Source organism: Pseudogracilibacillus sp. SO30301A (genome assembly GCF_037072025.1).
In the GTDB taxonomy this organism is placed as follows: domain Bacteria; phylum Bacillota; class Bacilli; order Bacillales; family Amphibacillaceae; genus Pseudogracilibacillus.
The window spans coordinates 28,895-46,050 of record NZ_JAXHDD010000032.1 but is presented as its reverse complement, the minus strand read 5'-3'; the positions used below and the strand labels follow the sequence as shown (position 1 = coordinate 46,050).

Annotated in this window: 13 protein-coding genes and 1 pseudogene; 6 read left to right on the top strand and 8 right to left on the bottom strand. The window is 33.4% G+C overall.

Translation table 11 applies throughout. The annotated features are described in order from the left end of the window. Window positions 1-149: 149 nt before the first annotated feature. The 4 genes from SPD89_RS14895 to SPD89_RS14880 are packed head-to-tail and all read right to left on the bottom strand — an operon-like array spanning window position 150 to window position 3,802. Window positions 150-1,235 carry a hypothetical protein gene (locus SPD89_RS14895; RefSeq protein WP_336262741.1) on the bottom strand — a complete coding sequence of 362 codons (1,086 nt, stop codon included), beginning with the start codon at window positions 1,233-1,235 and terminating at the stop codon, window positions 150-152. Next, the gene (locus tag SPD89_RS14890; RefSeq protein WP_336262740.1) at window positions 1,228-2,709 is read right to left on the bottom strand and encodes a DUF5677 domain-containing protein; all 1,482 of its coding nucleotides are present in this window, start codon (window positions 2,707-2,709) and stop codon (window positions 1,228-1,230) included. The genes SPD89_RS14895 and SPD89_RS14890 overlap by 8 nt, the downstream gene beginning before the upstream one ends. A gap of 42 nt (window positions 2,710-2,751) precedes the next feature. Beyond that, complete coding sequence (locus SPD89_RS14885) at window positions 2,752-3,636, bottom strand: AbaSI family restriction endonuclease (RefSeq protein ID WP_336262739.1); 885 nt, start codon at window positions 3,634-3,636, stop codon at window positions 2,752-2,754. Window positions 3,637-3,652: 16 nt separating this feature from the next. Then, complete coding sequence (locus tag SPD89_RS14880; protein WP_336262738.1) at window positions 3,653-3,802, bottom strand: hypothetical protein; 150 nt, start codon at window positions 3,800-3,802, stop codon at window positions 3,653-3,655. Window positions 3,803-4,017: 215 nt separating this feature from the next. Between SPD89_RS14880 and SPD89_RS14875 the strand changes: the two genes are divergently transcribed. From SPD89_RS14875 to SPD89_RS14855, 6 genes and pseudogenes are all read left to right on the top strand, one after another. Continuing rightward, a complete protein-coding gene (locus SPD89_RS14875; RefSeq protein ID WP_336262737.1) occupies window positions 4,018-4,179 on the top strand; it encodes a hypothetical protein in 162 nt (53 codons plus the stop codon). Between the two features lie 22 nt (window positions 4,180-4,201). Continuing rightward, window positions 4,202-4,762: pseudogene (locus SPD89_RS14870) on the top strand (transposase); the annotation flags it as partial. Window positions 4,763-4,818: 56 nt separating this feature from the next. Continuing rightward, window positions 4,819-4,974 carry a hypothetical protein gene (locus SPD89_RS23130; protein ID WP_442961175.1) on the top strand — a complete coding sequence of 52 codons (156 nt, stop codon included), beginning with the start codon at window positions 4,819-4,821 and terminating at the stop codon, window positions 4,972-4,974. Window positions 4,975-5,790: 816 nt separating this feature from the next. Next, on the top strand, window positions 5,791-7,299 hold the full coding sequence (locus tag SPD89_RS14865; protein WP_336262736.1) for an Hsp70 family protein: 1,509 nt from the start codon (window positions 5,791-5,793) through the stop codon (window positions 7,297-7,299). A 1-nt stretch (window position 7,300) separates the two neighbouring features. After that, entirely contained in the window at window positions 7,301-8,428 is a 1,128-nt protein-coding gene (locus tag SPD89_RS14860; RefSeq protein ID WP_336262735.1) for a DnaJ domain-containing protein, read from the top strand. Between the two features lie 79 nt (window positions 8,429-8,507). After that, entirely contained in the window at window positions 8,508-11,375 is a 2,868-nt protein-coding gene (locus SPD89_RS14855; RefSeq protein WP_336262734.1) for an AAA family ATPase, read from the top strand. 334 nt (window positions 11,376-11,709) lie between these two features. On the opposite strand, the gene rhuM (SPD89_RS23125) is transcribed toward SPD89_RS14855, so the two are convergent. The 4 genes from rhuM (SPD89_RS23125) to SPD89_RS14840 all read right to left on the bottom strand — a co-directional run bounded on the left by rhuM (SPD89_RS23125) (window position 11,710) and on the right by SPD89_RS14840 (window position 16,961). Next, a complete protein-coding gene (rhuM, locus tag SPD89_RS23125) occupies window positions 11,710-11,913 on the bottom strand; it encodes a RhuM family protein (RefSeq protein ID WP_442961174.1) in 204 nt (67 codons plus the stop codon). A 73-nt stretch (window positions 11,914-11,986) separates the two neighbouring features. Continuing rightward, window positions 11,987-12,706, bottom strand: coding sequence for a RhuM family protein (rhuM, locus tag SPD89_RS14850; RefSeq protein WP_442961173.1), 720 nt, complete (start codon window positions 12,704-12,706; stop codon window positions 11,987-11,989). A 339-nt stretch (window positions 12,707-13,045) separates the two neighbouring features. After that, window positions 13,046-14,971: an ATP-dependent helicase gene (locus SPD89_RS14845; RefSeq protein ID WP_336262733.1), complete on the bottom strand. Its 1,926-nt coding sequence runs from the start codon at window positions 14,969-14,971 to the stop codon at window positions 13,046-13,048. After that, window positions 14,961-16,961, bottom strand: coding sequence for an ATP-dependent nuclease (locus tag SPD89_RS14840; protein ID WP_336262732.1), 2,001 nt, complete (start codon window positions 16,959-16,961; stop codon window positions 14,961-14,963). Before SPD89_RS14840 ends, SPD89_RS14845 begins: the two co-directional genes overlap by 11 nt. Window positions 16,962-17,156: the final 195 nt, after the last annotated feature.

Here is a 17,156-nt window from a genome sequence, read left to right as displayed (position 1 = left end):
CTAAATTTTTTGAATAGGGATTCGGTTTTATTGCTGATTCCTTATTCATGGTTTACCAACTTTGCTTGAATTGCTTTCAAGCAACTCTACCAACCTACCTCATGCTCTTTGTTGATATAAAGGCTTTTAATGTAAATTCCACGTTAACTCTATTCAAACTCATCTAACAGCTCATTCACAACATCTATAATGGTAGAAATTTCTTGTTCGTCGGTTGAGTAATCTAAATCACTGAACACTTTAGTTTCAAAATCTATATCAATAGCCTTTTGTATTAAGTCACCTAATGAGTAATTAAATTTTCGTTTTCCGAATTCCCGGTATAAAAGATAAGAAACTTTAGTTTTCCACAAACTTGCCTTCTCTTCGGTAAAACCTAACTCCGATTTTGAATTGTATTCTAATGTAGAGGTCAATAATATATAATAATGTAGCGGAATATAAGAACGAATAAAAGGTATTACCCCGAAGGTATTCGCCATGTCAACAAGTGCTAACGCTTGCCTAATGTTCCCATAAACTGCAAGAAAGAAAATACCTCCACTCGAAAGTTTGTTCATATCAAAAGGATTATTTTCTTCTTTATATTTTTGCATTCGGCATTCCCATGACTCCGATGGATCATCACCTTCAAATAGAAGAATGAATGTTGAATTATGGTTATCTAAATGTTTAAGCAGATCATCTATTGTTACTACCTTTCTCTTATATTCTTGAATATTTGAGACATTAGTAAACAAACTACAAAATAATGTTTCTGCTATTTCGTCAAGTTCTTCATAATGTTGATTCAATATCACTGAAGAATACCTCAACGGTAAAATTACGAGATCATTTCCAATCTCTTCTATTATTCTAATATTATCTTTAATTGTATTTGATATAACCGTTTTCATTTTTTCCAAATAAATCTTGTCCGAAATACCATGTAGAGTATTTAGATAGCTTGGAATAGGATCATCAAAAACATGATAATCTCCAAAGAGGAAAAAGCTATCCTGATCCCTATCATCAACATCAAAAATAGTCGCAGCACTAAAACAATACGTATCTCTTCCCTCAAAATAATACTCAAACATTAATTTTATAATATTCCTATTTTCATACCAAAAAACATTAATTAAATCTATCATAGCGAAGGATATTTCATTCTGTGGAATTTTGTCTAATTCCTTTAATAATGAAAGGTAATTATTTTGAACTATATTCAGTTCTTCAAGTAATGGATTATTCATTTTGGTTTTCCTCCTGCAGACTCTCAGGAAGACCATGCTGTTCTTCCAATAACTTTAAATGTTTATTCATTACCATGACACAATCGTGGGCTACACTAGGGAGCTTTTGGAGATTATCAATATCAGGTATCCCGTGATATTGATGTCCAGGAGCATTACATTTCAGAATAGAACTTTCCCTTATCGCCCCCCAAAGTCCATGTTCAAATACAGAATCATAGTCATAATAAAATTTCCACAAGTCCTCCTCATCAACTTTTTTAAATTTTGTTCTAATATTACCTGAACCAAAATAGCTAGTATCAATATCAATAAACTCTTCATTTTTGAATTCTGACACTAATAAGTTAATATACTTGAATGGGACATGACTTCCTTCAATTGTTGGTTCTTCATCAGCATAGCGTCCATAAATCAATTTGTATTGACCAATACCATAATCCTGAAATTGCCCCCATATATCCTCATGATTTGGTTCCTCTAATAACAAATATTTTGTCATCATGTAGTTTTCAATAATAGATCTCATTATTGTACGACCAGATATTGTATTTTCCAAGTTATGATTAACTAGCTCAATAAGTCTTTTATACGAATATGTGGCAATCCCCAATAGAACTAGCATTTTTTTATCTAATGGTCTTGTTTCAGTAAATAGCTTAGTATAGTAATTTAAAATATCATATACATGCTGTTTATATTTTTTCAAGTCAATTGGTTCATTTTTTTTTTCAGTTTCCACGTAAAACGCCTCACAATCAGTTAACAAACTTAATCTCTTCCAAAAGTCCTTAATAAATTCAATATTTATTGAACCCTCGCTACCAAGTCCTGTACTCACCATCATTTCAGTTGTACGAATGCTTGGCCTATATAACTGCATTTCAGGGTCTTCATGTGAAATAAAGGCATATCGAGAAATCATCTCGGGAAATATACTGTCATTTTGAACATGTAATTTACCCGATAACATAAATTTATAGAGGATTAAAAACCGTACATCAGTTGTTAGATTACTGTGTTGATCGGATAGATCTTCAAGGATATTATTTAGTATATGAATACGACTTCTTATAGAAATATTATATCCCTCTACTGCCTTTGAAAATTCAGTAGATTGATCTGGAAAAATTAGAGTAAGCGGTCTGAGTGATTCTATTACATCTAGTGTATCTATTAACTTATAAAGTTCCTTTTGCTTCTCATCAGAAAGTTTGAATATTAATGATATTTTTGGGAGATCGAGTTCTTTACTTTCATCTAGTTCATGAATATAATTTAGAATTCTACGACATTTATCCAACTGTGCATTTCTCTCTCCATCATTTACTATTAAACCCAACCATACATACTCTGGCATTCTTCCGTAATACCAGGATTCATCTTTAAGTAAGTCTTGAAAATGCTGATTAAATGGAGCGATTAATTTGCCTTTTTCAAATTTATGCTGCGATAATTTACTCCGCTTTATCAAGTATTTTTTCTCCCTTTCACTATATTAAATTCTCATGATAGACTAGCTTACAATTTCCACCTTATCACTGACACGTAAATATCTAATAAAACTCCCATTTTTGGGAGATATACCAGAGACTTTGAAGATTCCAACAAATCTATATCTATTAAAGCCAAGGTTATCTTTGTATTTTGCAAATACTGCTCTTTCACGGCCAGATTCAACTTCTACCATATAGTTTCCGCTTCTTGCTTTGACAATTCCCCCATCTTGGTGAGATTCATCAATGTATGACCAATCTTCTGCTAATAAATTTAGCCAACCTCCAGCTACTGATTTAGTATCCCCATTTTCTGTAATTGAAAGTTTTGGACACCATAACCACATTTTATTTTTTACCCTAAAATAACTCCGTTGGTACCTTTTAGCATTTTTCCCGAATACAGTATTTGCTATATCCTTTATATCCATGAATGATATAGCATCGTAAATGGTTAGATATTCTTGCTGTTTCAATTGCTTTAATTCTTCTTCATATGTTTTCCACTCCAAAATACTTTTTGAAGCCTCATCTTGGATAACTGATACAATCTCATTGATGCTATCATTTATCTCTTCTAGCGACTTAGTGGCATCAATTCTAAGACATTGAAAATCATTAATAGAATCTTCATTAACAGCAGAAATAATATCATCCATGCGGAGTTTATCTTCTTTTTGATTTTTTTGATGGTATGCTTCATCCACTTCCACCCCTATATGTAATTGTGGGAAATATAGATCCATCAAAGCATATGTGCCATTTTGTCGTTTTACATATTGCTGACTAACAGGTTTAAGATTCATGTTATCCAACTTATGCCAGATAGCAGTTAAAATATAATTCTCGTAATCTTTCCTCTTGGTACGTGAAAAGGTCTTTACTAAGTAATCACGTTTATTCATCGCTACACACCTTTTATTAAATTATTTCTATTTCTAAGTCTTCATCATTAAAGCTGAATTCTTCTTGTTCTTTCTCTGTAAATAGCGACTCTTTACCATTTGTAAATTGTCGCACAAGTGCTTCAACCTTTATTACATCATATACCCCCTGCTCAATCGCTTCCATAACAACACCATCCAAATAGGTTTCCATGAAACCTTTACGAAGTTTTCTTAATAAAGTCTCAGTTTCAATCAAATTCAATTTTAAGGACAATGCAATGCGAAATACTATTATCCTAGATTTCGAAACATCAATATAAAAATTTAATGAAAAAGTGCTCCAAACTTTGGTAGAATAGGATTTGATAAAATCAAAACAACCAAGGAAGGGAGCACCTTATGGTCAATAATTATAACATATTTAATACTAGTATTGGTAGAGTTACTATTGAACCAACTTTGGAACACGCTACATCCTACGGAGGAATATTTCCATTACCTGAAGTTGCGACAGCTCTTATTTTAGGGCGCGTTTTAGGGATAGAAAGAGGAGTTAACTAAACGGGTTTTATCCGAACAAGACCGCATGATCCTTGATTTTGATTCATCAGTAAATACGGTCTATGGAAATCAGGAAAGCGCTGAGGTTGGTTATAATTCGACTAATCCTGGAAAGAAAAGCATGCATCCCCTTTACGTTTTTGAAGGCTCTAGACGTTTATGCTTATATGCAAAGCTAAGAAACGGAAAGGCCTATACATCTGATGGCATGATCGAAGCCGCAGAGGAATCCTTAAAGCATGTCTGTTCTCAGCCCCTATCATGGCGAGATTTGACAAAGGATTTCCAAATGAGAAACATTTACTGTATTTTGAAGAGTATCGTGACCCGGATACAGGTTTCCCAAAAGGAAGTATTGAATGTTGGAAAACTGAAGCTGTATAAAAACCTTGTTAGGAAAGGCTTAGAAAAGACATGGTGTCGTGTGTACGAAGGAACCAAAATTATCGAATGGACAGAGATCGAACATCAAGCACAATCATGGTCAAAGCCACGTCGCGTTATACTCATTCGAATGGAAGAAGCAAGTGATTTTGAAGAGCCATACTTGAGTGAAGAATTTTTATGGGAATATCAAGCACTCGTAACCAACATGAATGATTCTGGGGATGAGGGAGGTTTTACAACCACCGAGCATGTATGGAAAATTACATTAAAGAGTCCAAAAATGGGTTTGGTTCTGATCAAGTTTCAGGAGAAGATTTTTATGCAAATTTCGCTGACTTATGGCTCAAAATGATTGCCTATAACATTCACATTTTATTTTGCAAAGAGGTATGCCCGCCAGCGTATTAGCCCTTTTCTGTTAAGCATCCAAACCATCCTTTCGTTGGTATTTGTGTAGATACTTTACCAATACGACAGGTGGTTTGGATTTTCCTTTTTTAAAGTCAAATTTGTCGGATTATGTTACCCGTTAATTGTTACTGAACCACTTTTTTTAAAGGTTTTTGCGCATTTCTCTCAACCTCACTGCCTTTAAGTTTGCGCTAATACAGTAGAGAAGTTTTGGGGGCTAATAAGACTTTTTTCTTTTATATATGCAACGTTTTGTGTTTTTACAGATTTTTCGAACGGGAAAGCCCACTGTCCTTAGACGTGGGATGAAGTGAGGGCCGATACGGAGTGGTATAAAAATCTTCTATACTAATAAATTCCGATACTTGACACTATATGGTAAAATTAATTTATACATATATTCAAGTTTAAGATTACATATAAAATTCTGAATAATTTTCCAAAAAACATTGCACATAGTGTGACAGCACAATGTCACGTCGGATATCAAATGTTGGAAGCACTCTAGATTCAGATTATAATAGAAAAAAAGTAAAGGATGCAGCAAACTCTGTCTGCTTCTTCCGGTTTATCTAGTTTGAGAATGCTAGACAGAGGCAGACAGAGGCTGATCACGCTAGGAACCATGCCGCTAATCAAGGTATTTATAATACGAATACGTACCATTTTGATGAAAAGGTAAAGAGGGCTGAAAGATGCAACGTGAAGTTGATGAAGCAAAACGTAATGCACGAAAATTACAATAACACCTCAAATAAAAAAATAATATGGAGTTTTTTAACAACTTAATCTATGAAAGGGTAGAAGAAAAACATGAAAATAGGCATAGACTTGGGAACTACCAATTCCGCTGTTGCATTTATAAATGAGCATGGTGCAGCGGAGATTTTAACGAACGGGGAGGGTGAAAGAACGACACCTTCTGTCATTTTAATGGAAGGAAATAAAGCAATAGTTGGAGAAGTTGCGAAAGAAGCTTCGATTACACAGGTAGACGATACAATTCAATTTGTGAAACGTCAAATGGGGAATCCGAGTTTTAAAATTCCGTTACCTGGTTTAAATAAAATGATCAACGCTGTCGAAGCTTCAGCAATTATATTGAAAAAATTAGTGCAAGATGCAGAACAAGAGTTGTCTGAAAAAGTAACAGACGTTGTTGTTACAGTTCCGGCATATTTTGATGATGCGAAACGTAATGCAACGATTGAAGCGGCAGAGATGATTGGTTTGAACGTTTTAAAGATTATTAATGAACCGACTTCTGCAGCGTTAGCTTATTATCATTTAGACAAAGAAAAAACTAACCAGAACATTGCGATTTACGACTTAGGCGGAGGAACATTTGATATTAGTATTGTCAATATAAACAATAACGAAATTAAAGTGTTATCTACTGATGGTGATTCAAATTTAGGTGGATTTGATTTTGATAATGTGATTATTGATTATGTTATTAACGAATTTGAAGATGAAACAGACATTGATTTATATGACGATGACGATGCCATGCAAGAGTTAAGAGAAAATGCAGAGAAATGTAAGAAGTCTTTATCAAGAAGGGCTAAGTATATTGTACCTGTTTCTTCTTCCGGACATTCGATGAAAGTAGAAATTACGAAAGAGCTTTTTAATGAATTAATAAACAATTTAGTTGATCGAACAAAAATTGTGATGGAAGATACATTAAGTGAAGCAGGACTAACATGGAATAATGTAGATAAAGTATTATTGGTAGGTGGTTCGACACGTGTTCCCCTCATTTCGGAAATGATTGAATCATTTACTGGAATTAGTCCATCCAAAGAATTAAATCCTGATGAAGTAGTTGCGTTAGGGGCAGCAGTTCAAGCTTCATTGATGGATGATAACAACCCTAATGCAACGAAGGCAAATATCGTTGTAAAGGATGTTAATTCACATAGTTTAGGTACCATTTCGTTAAATGATGCAGGAGATGACGAGAACTCTATTATTTTACATAGAAATACAGAAATACCTTGTTCTTCATCACGAGAATTCTATACTGTGCATGAAAACCAACAAAAACTATCATTGGATATTACAGAAGGTGAAGATACGGATCCAGAATACGTTAATATTATCGGAACGAGTAATCTAGAATTGCCACCAGGATTACCAATCGGTTCGCCAATAAAAATTACTATTTCGTATGATAAAAATGGCATTGTAAATGTTGTGGCTAAAGATGTTACAAATAATGTTGATTTAGGTGAAATGGTTATCGAACGTAAATCGAACATTACTCAAATTGAAATGGAAGAGAAACGAGAAGCATTACTGTCTATTGAGGTGGAGTAAAGTGGAAAATTATTATGACATTATCGGTATAAGCAGTAATGCATCAGAAGAAGAAATACGTGCTAAAATCAAAGCTGAGATGAATAAATGGAGAAAAAGAGTCAATGCACCAAACGCAGAAAAGCGACGAGAAGCTGAAGAAAAACAGGAATTGATTCAAGAAGCAGAGAAAACTTTGTTGGATCCGGGAAAAAGAAATGCCTATGACCAAGAGCTAATGGGACAGCAAAATACGCAACCTAACAATCAACATGCACAGCCGATAGGTGCGGGAATGGTCGAACAAAATTATTTAGACGAGTTAGAAGGACGATACGAATTTTACCTTAATGAAGACAATCATTACCAAGCAAGTCTTGTTTGTCAAGAATTAACAAAGCTTACACCTAACGATGCAATGGCTTGGAAAAAGTTGGCATTTTCTAATTTAATGTTAAACAATTTTGCGGAAGCTCGTTATGAAATTAACAAAGCTATTTCATTAAAACAGAATGAAGCACATTTTTATTACACAGCTTATCTGATCTATAAAAAATCAACAGATTTGTATGATATAGATCGAATGAAGCATGCGAGAGCATACATTGATAAAGCATTGAGCATTGATCCGAATAATACATTGTATAATTATCTTTCAGCACAACTGTACTACGAAGTGGATGATTATCAACAAGCGATTAATATTTTAGAACGTTTCAAAACAAATGATGATTTTGAGAATGGGAAGGATTTACTCGCATTATCCTATGTTAGAAAGGTTCAAAAAGAACATGCTACACGTGTAAATTATACGAACGGATCCCACCAATACTTTTTTATAAGCCGAGAATTGATAGAACAAGCGAAAGAAATCTTGCAATATACACTTAGTTTTGCCAAAGCGCCTAATGTAAGAGATTCGATTAATGAAATGAACAGGTTGGCAGATGAAGCTTTAAAGTTTCACTATAATTTTAAGTTTTTAATCTTACTAATTATTGGTGCGCTCTGGTTTTTATCAGCATTAGAGCCCTTTAGTATTATTCAGCTAGCTATTTCTGGAACTATTATTTACTTTAGTTGGAAGAAGTTTAGAAAACCTGTTTATGTGAAAAACCAGAAATATATAAATACTTTGAATAAAAACTAACAAAGTCCTCTGTAGAGAAATGTAACATCTTCTACAGGGGATTCGTTTTACAAAGGAAATTTATAAAGGAGGTATTTCATTGTTTCAACAAGGAAAGAACAATGTTCAAGATATTAAAAAACAAGTAAATCTGCAACGCAATAATCAGACAGAGGTAGGTCAAATAGCAGATTATTTAAAAGAAGTATCTAAAAGTAGGGAAGTTCGTCAAGATATTGAGGCACAAAAGTATATTGCGGAAGAGTTATTTGATCTTGGGCTCATAGAGGAAGCCGAAAAGTTATGTAAACGACTTATTCGTCGCAGACCAAACGATATGGAAATTCAATCGTTACATACAAAAATACGTCATGCGAATGTAAATAGTAATCAGGAAGATATAACTGTATTTGAGAAAAATAGAAGGGTTATTGATCGGATACAAAAAGGCTTAGACAATAAAATAATTGGATTAAATGGATTTATTCTTCAATTATCTAATATCGTACAGAGATCATTATTGAATGAACAGCAATTATATCCATATAAGGAAGTAATGCTATTATCAAGTAAGCCTAGCCAAGGTGTTAAAACAACTATTACGGAATTTTTTAATCAAGTTTATAAATATAAATTACTTGAAGGAGATGGGGTAGCGGTTATTGACTTAGCACAATATAGTAGTGATGGCGGAAATATGCTAAGCACCTTTTTATTAGATATATATCATGCATTTAATAGTAGTGGCCATGTAACTGTATTTAAAAATGTAGATCAATGTCCCCAAGATTTAAGGTTACAAATGAATCAACTGGTTACAGAGGGACGTATTAGATTAGATGGGCGTTATCATTATCAAAATGGGTCCTTACATAAAGTGGAGGGAATGCTTGTTAGCGGAAGTTTTGATTCAATTGAAGCGACCGATCAATATATTTTATTCCACACGTATGGAAAACTGGAAGATGGATTACATATTTTTACAAACACAAGTCAGTCGAAGATAACAACTAAACTAGCAATTGATCCGTTAACCCAAGATGAAAGTTTACAATTATTCAAAAACTTCTTTGATGAGCATATTAAATTACTGCAAAATAACTTAGGTGTAGATATTATAGTTGAATTATATAGCTTTCAACAAGCGGCTCATGCAAAATTTGTGACAGATGGAGCGGTCGGGCTGAAATTGTTTGTCTACCAAATATTCCAAAAGATTAATGATTATTTTGTACAACATGCAGATCAAATTCACGCGCAGTGGGAAATTATATATCAAATGCAACAGGTATGTATAAAAAATGAAGATATGTTTGTAGAACTATTTAGAATGCAGGAAGAAGGAAAAAGCTTAAAAAAGATTGAGAAGGAAATAGAAGAATTAATCGGCTTAGAAGAAGTAAAGCAATCATTAAAAGAATTGAAAATATATTTAGAAAGTCGCACCCGTCGAGCCCAAAGAGGAGCAGACTCTGATCTTATATCATTACATATTTTGTTTAAAGGAAATCCTGGTACAGGAAAAACAACGGTTGCTCGTTTGCTTGCGGAATATTTAAAAGCTGTTGGATATTTATCCGAAGGGCATTTAATTGAAGTCGATCGTTCTGGATTAGTTGCTGAATATATCGGACAAACGGCGACAAAAACAATGGGTAAAATTGAGGCTGCAATGGGTGGAGTATTATTCATTGACGAAGCATATGCACTTGCGCGTGGTGGAGAAAATGATTTTGGTAAAGAAGCAATTGATACATTAGTAAAAGCGATGGATGATTATAGAGGGAAATTTGTTGTCATTTTTGCTGGATATCCTGAAGAAATGGATGGTTTATTGGAAATGAATCCAGGCTTGCAATCACGAATTTCACATAGTTTTTTCTTCAATGATTATACGAGTGCACAAATGGTGAATATATCTGAATTAGTAGCTAAATCACAAGGGTATGTGATTGAACAACGGGTAAAACAATTGCTCCCCGAACATTTTGAGGGCTTTCAAATACAAGGTAAAACGGATAGTGGAAATGGGCGTTTAGCACGAAGAGTGATAGAAGATGCAATTACGAAACAAGCTGTTCGTACCATGCAAGAAACTAATTTATCTGATGAAGAATTAAACCTATTGTTATTAGAGGATTTTGGTTTAGAAGAAAAAGCACCATTTGATTTAGAAAGTGAGTTACAGTCCATCATAGGTCTGGATCATGTGAAAGATATGGTACGAACACTTTATCGTCAAGAACTAATCAATAAGAAAAGAAGAGAAATGAACCCTGCATTTAAACATAAGCAATCATTGAATTTTATTTTCACTGGTAATCCCGGTACTGGTAAAACAACAATTGCCCGTGTTATTGCAGATTTATTTAAGAACATCCAAGTTTTGAAAAAAGGACATCTAGTAGAAGTATCCCGTTCCGATTTAGTAGCTGGGTATATTGGGCAAACAGCGATTAAAACAGAGAAGGTTTTTAGAAAAGCACTTGGAGGCGTATTATTTATCGATGAGGCATATGCATTAGCACAAGGTGTAGAAAATGATTTTGGTAAAGAAGCAATTGATACATTAATAAAATTAATTGAAGATTATCGTGGGAGTGTTTCTGTGATTCTAGCAGGTTATGAAGACTCGATGGAAAAATTTTTAAGCATGAATGAAGGGATAAACTCACGCTTTACTAATACATTACATTTTGACGATTATTCTGTGGATGAACTGTATTCTATTGCATTAAACATCATTGAAGACAGAGGCTTCCATTTGAGTGACAAGGGAAATGAGGCGCTGAAATATTACATTTTCGAATACTGTGTCCATGTTGATGGAAACGGTCGTTTCATCCGTAATATGGTAGAGGAATTGATTCGGGTTCAATCAGATCGTGTATTTATGGAGAATGAACTTGAATTACTTACGATAACGCAAGCAGATGTTGCAACTTTTATAGATAAAGTAAAATCATAACTACCGATTTTGACCATCAATATCTAACCTCATTTACGATCATTACACTCCAAGTGGCTCAATATTACCCCGATAACCATCCGGATGCAGAAAGTGGTAATATTGACATTGAACATGAATTTACGTATCAAATGATCGATGATACATGGAAAATTGTAAAGATTGAAGATTTGAGCGCTAATAACTGAAATATAATAAAAAATCACGCTATGATTCTTTTTAGCAGAATAGCGTGATTTCTATTTTGGAAATTATCGATAATAAAACTGACTAGTAGAGCGAGATAATTTGATGATTTAAGGAGACCATAATAGTCCCCGGCTTTCTTACTTCATTACTTTTTCAGATTATTGTTCTCAATAAATCTTTCAAAATCATCGGAAGTCTTTTGAATAATTCGATGTTGATTAAATCTCTCATATTCTTGAATCGCAATCTCATCCGCAACGGCTTTTGAGACCTTACCAGCATTTTCAAGAATATCACGATCATTGAATTGCAGAAAAGCATTTAATTCAAACCAATCCTTCATATACATTGGACGTTGCCTTTCAGCCTGATCCTCAGCATTGCATAATCCAAATACATTCTAACAATTCGATTTAGTGACTTTAACTCTTTTCAGATAAGTAATTTTTAGTGACCGTCACATCTTGCTTACGTACTTTATCGCCTTTCCAAGAAGTAAGTCCCATGTTTTCTTTCTCTGCATTTGCTCTTTCTGCTATGAGTTCGGCTGCCGTTTGACCATGAATGGCAAAGTGCAAATTATTTTGTACCGTTGCAAAGAATTCTTGTGTAATCTCAGCTTTAGGGTCATAATCTACAGAGGTAGCATAAATGTCTGTAATCTTTTGATAGAATCTTTTCTCTGAAGCACGAATGTCACGGATTCGTTCTAGTAACTCATCGAAATAATCCTGCCCGAAATTACGCATTTCTTTCAAACGATCATCATCCATTGTAAAACCTTTGACAAGATATTCATTTAAGCGTTCTGTTGCCCACTGGCGGAATTGAGTGCCACGATGGGAGCGAACTCGATAACCGATTGCGATAATCATTTCAAGATTGTAAAATGATACTTCGCGTTCAACCTTCCTCTTCCCTTCAGTTTGAACTATTCGGTTTTTCCGAATGGTTGCCGCTTCCTGAAGTTCACCCTCTGCATATATATTCTTTATATGCTCATTAATGGTATTTACACCCTTTTGGTATAATTCAGTAATTGCCTTTTGTGTCATCCAAACTGTATCATTTTCCAATCTAACATCTATTTTCGTGTTGCCATCCTCCGTTTGATAGATTAGGATATCGGTTTCATTTTGCATCCCCTTCACTCCCTTATCTACTTCATCCATGTATTATTATAACATTTTAAGACTAGATACTAAATGAAAAGGGAACATTTATTCCTATTAATGACGATTTTTATCTTTGTATGAAAAAGTAACCCCAAACTTTTTAAAGGCGCTACCCAATTTATTATTAAATTTGTTCTAATACGTTTTTTTACTTAATTTAAATTACACTCTCTATTTTATCGTTATTTGTGATACGATTCACCGTGGTGATTTAAGAGGTAAAAAATTGACGAGAGTTACTTACAACTCTCGTCTTTTTTATATTATGATTTGAGAATATTAATATATCATACTGTTTATAGATAGTTACACATTAAGTTTATGTTCATTCTCTTTGACTACCGGAACATTTGCATCAACAAGTGTTTTTAGTAACTCCGAAATTCCCTTAATATCTTGTATTGTATTGATAGGGTTTCCATATTTCAGAATTTCTCTTTCTCTACTAATTGTAAAAATAACTCTTTGCTTTGCACGGGATAAAGCTACAAAAAATGCGTTCTTATCTGCTTCCTTTTGAGTTTTAAAACTCCAAAATGCTGCATCTTCTAAACCAACAAATATTACTGTTTTATATTCCAAGCCTTTACTTTTATGAATTGTCATTATAGGGATACTATATTCTCCCAAAAACTCTTGAATTAGATCCCTTAAAGTAGCACCTTCATAATAGTTTATATTCTTTATCATTCTTTGAATTCTATCTTCAATATAATTCTTCTGGTTATACTTAGGATAGACTGATTTAATATTCCTTTCACCTAAAAATTCTACTATCGTATTCATGATTTTTTGAAATTCAGTCTCAAAATTTGCTTCGTTGACATTGGAAAAAATGTCTTTGATTGTTTTTAATGCTTTTGATATTTCCTTTTCTACGTTCAATATATTTACATCTTCTAAATCGGAGCTTGTATATTTTATTTCAATAATTGTATCCATAAATTCCAACCATAAGTCTGGTAGTTTTTCCTCTCCACATAATTTCAAAAAATTTAAAGATAGTAAAATTAATTCATCCGATAATAAATCCTGAAATTCTTTCTCGATTCTGCTATCGATATCTAACTTTGAAAGAGCTTGTATAATTTCAGCTGCATAGACATGTTCCTGCTGCTTAACAATAATACAAAAATCCCTTGGCTTTAAACCTTCAGAATCCATCCATTCCTTTACTTTTCTTGCTAAAATGTTAGCTTCATTCCTATGATTTTTAAATGTCCATATTTCGCAAATTCCATCTTCTGCGCTCCACTCTCCAGCTGGAATTGCATCTACCGAGGCCTTATTAAGTGTTTTAGAAAATAAATTTTGAATGTAGATTAATCTAGGAGCGGATCTATAGTTATTTAACAAAGAAAGCTGAGTTGCCGTGAAATCTTTATTAAAAATTTCAAAAGCATTCTTCAATGCCCCAGCCCAGCCCATTATTCGTTGTTTATTATCACCAACAGTTGTAATAATACTTTTTGAATCTAAAAATGCTGTTTTTAAAAGGTCATATTGAATATATGTGGTATCCTGAAATTCATCTAAAAAGACATGACTATATGTAGCATGTAATGACCTAACAATTAATGGATTTTCCCTTAATAAATATTCCACTAAAATAGATATCATAGGAAAGGTTAATGAGCTATTTAAATCATTTTTTCCTTTTAATAATACATTCCATAGTATCTCATTGATCCAATAGTATAAATCATTATCAAAAGTTGAGAAAGGAAGTCTTGTTTCTTTTAGTAGTTTATTAACTCTTATAAGGTTATACTCGTGCTGCCAATTTGGATAATAAACATTTGTATCAGTAATATATCCTTTAATAATGTCATCTATTAGTCTTTCATTATAAATAATCTCATATTGCTTCGCTGGCCTATACTCTTCCGGTAAGGCATTTAGAAATTGATCCAATAACCCTTTTGCAAAAGAGTCGAATGTTCTTGACTCAAATCTGCTGGAAACTTCTTTACCGTACCTCTTTTCAACTCGCTCTTGAAGGTTACTAGCAGCATCCACCTTAAAGCTTATAGCTAATATTTTCTTGGGATATGTACATGCTCCTGTTTCAATTAGGTACCCAGCCTTATGAGCTAATAACTCAGTCTTTCCAGCTCCCGGTCCAGCAACTATTGAAACATTATCAGATTCTTTTATTGAAGCTAAAGCAGCATCCTCTAATTCGATGCCATCTGATGGTTTCCAATCTTGCTCATGTACTTTACTCTTCAAGGTCGACCCCTCCTGTTAAATCTACTTTTTCTTTTATTTTTTCTAGAAGTCTTAACAGTTCTTTCGGGGCATTGGTCAAAAGTGTAGTATCCTCTACATCCTTCAAGGCGGCAATATGCGTGCTTGGTTTTCCTCTACCTAAAAACAAGGAATTGTACCATATCATTAACTTTTTATCGTCGTCTGAATATGTATTTGCAACAGCGTCTTTATTTTTAAGAGTAGCTTGTATTGAGCCTTGTAATTTATCATCATACTCTGGGGATTGTTCATCTTCTGGAATTCTTGGACCTTTAATCATAGTACTTTGGTATTCCTCTTGGAAGCTTTTCAACATAGAGAAATCAATATCTAATGGAAATGAGAAGTAAACATCTGCTCTTTCTAATATATTTATCCAAGTTGCCATTGATTTTAAATCATTTACATCTCTTTTATGAAATTCTTCTATTTCTTCCATGCTATAAATATACTTTTCTTTTTCTTTACCTCTATAAACTGTTCTAAGTGCTTCGGAACATCTACCATTTTCATTAAGCTGCTTTAGTACATATTTGATTCTTCCCCAGCCGCCACCATTTCGCTCTCTGTCTAAATCTAACAATGTAACATGGGGAATCGATAAATCGTTTAGGAGCTTCCACATATGATTAACATGTCGATCGCCTAGTGGTACTATTGAAATGTTGAAATCATCAAGGTAAACATTAGAAGCACTCAATAATTTAGGCAATACTATTTCCTCACTATCTCCTTCTCCTAAGACTACCAGTTTTGAAAAGTATAAATCAGGATAAGATTTTACTGCTTCTTTAATATAAGTAAATGCTTCATCATGTTTCTCTGGAAGTGTAATATTATGAACTAGAGACTTTGAATTCCTTATCTGCAAATGTCTAATATATTCAGGATCCATTTTTCCAATGATAGATGAATTATGGGAAGATAATATTACTTGTGCATTTTCTCTATCAGCTATTTCCTTTAAATTTCTTACTACTCTTCCTAGAATATGCTGGGATATATGATTCTCCGGCTCTTCTATGGCTAATATATTCAACAATGGCTTATCTTCTTTTTCTTGTTTATTTTCAAATTCAAGCAGAGAAGAAACTAGCGTTATATAAAATAATGACTTCAAACCATCTCCCAACCCGTCAACCCTAATAGAATTACCATCAACAGCTGGACTAAATAAAATCTCAACGTTCTTCAAAAAATCGTGCAGATTACTACTATTGAATTTCAATTGATTCTTTGAATACCTTCTATCTTTATAGTACTTATTCCATTGAGTGTTTAAGATTTGTTGTACATTTTTAATTCCGTCAACACCGTTAAATAACTCTTCAATTGGATTAGTTAATGCCTCTATATCTTGGTTAATATTTTCAGGCCAATCAATTCCTCCAAAAATACGCCAGAGTAAAGTACCAGAAGCATTTTTCAACTGACTAGCCGGATCCCTCATTGCAGGTACATAAATCATTTGAATTAACCTTCTATGGTGAATTGGCACCTTAATTAAGGCATCTTGCTCCTCATGTCCATATGGTACTTTTACATAAGATAATTCTTGTTCAATATCACCTTCAGGTGTAGTACCCTTCACCCATTTACCCACTAAGCGCATTCTTAGATACGGCTCTTTTCCAGCCTCATCAACAATCAACTGTTTTATAAATTCAGGTATAGTCTTAATCTCCTCTGGATTTTGAGATTTTAATTCCGGAAATGAAATTTTAGCTTCTATGAAGAGGTTCATTTCCTCGATACTAGATATATCTTCGTCTTCGGAAACGTGAAAATCCGTTTTAATCAAAGTTCTTTCATTATTTTTCTGGCCAAATAATCTTAACAAAGCGATAATCATACTAGTTTTACCTGAGCTATTTGAGCCTATTAAAGCTGTTAAATTATCAATTTTAATCGACTGGGTATCTGCACCAAATGATCTAAAATTATTTATATGTAGTTCTGATATTATCATTTATTAAATCCTCCTTAGAATTTTCAATCTAGATATAAATTAAAATATAAGGGTCAAATTACGAATTACAGGTATATTTACTAGTAAAATAGACTCTCTCATCATTTAAAAACTTGTTTTCCTGAAAAATACATACTTTAATATATAACCACCTCTTTTAAAATAAGAAATGCCAGTCATCCAAAAAAGTTCCTC

Bases quoted from the DNA above. Each gene is read 5' to 3' on its own strand.
- SPD89_RS14895 (WP_336262741.1), bottom strand. From the start codon at position 1,235: ATGAATAATCCATTACTTGAAGAACTGAATATAGTTCAAAATAATTAC.
- SPD89_RS14885 (WP_336262739.1), bottom strand. From the start codon at position 3,636: ATGAATAAACGTGATTACTTAGTAAAGACCTTTTCACGTACCAAGAGG.
- SPD89_RS14880 (WP_336262738.1), bottom strand. From the start codon at position 3,802: ATGGAAGCGATTGAGCAGGGGGTATATGATGTAATAAAGGTTGAAGCA.
- SPD89_RS14875 (WP_336262737.1), top strand. From the start codon at position 4,018: ATGGTCAATAATTATAACATATTTAATACTAGTATTGGTAGAGTTACT.
- SPD89_RS23130 (WP_442961175.1), top strand. From the start codon at position 4,819: ATGGAAAATTACATTAAAGAGTCCAAAAATGGGTTTGGTTCTGATCAA.
- SPD89_RS14865 (WP_336262736.1), top strand. From the start codon at position 5,791: ATGAAAATAGGCATAGACTTGGGAACTACCAATTCCGCTGTTGCATTT.
- rhuM (WP_442961174.1), bottom strand. From the start codon at position 11,913: ATGTATATGAAGGATTGGTTTGAATTAAATGCTTTTCTGCAATTCAAT.
- rhuM (WP_442961173.1), bottom strand. From the start codon at position 12,706: ATGCAAAATGAAACCGATATCCTAATCTATCAAACGGAGGATGGCAAC.
- SPD89_RS14840 (WP_336262732.1), bottom strand. From the start codon at position 16,961: ATGATAATATCAGAACTACATATAAATAATTTTAGATCATTTGGTGCA.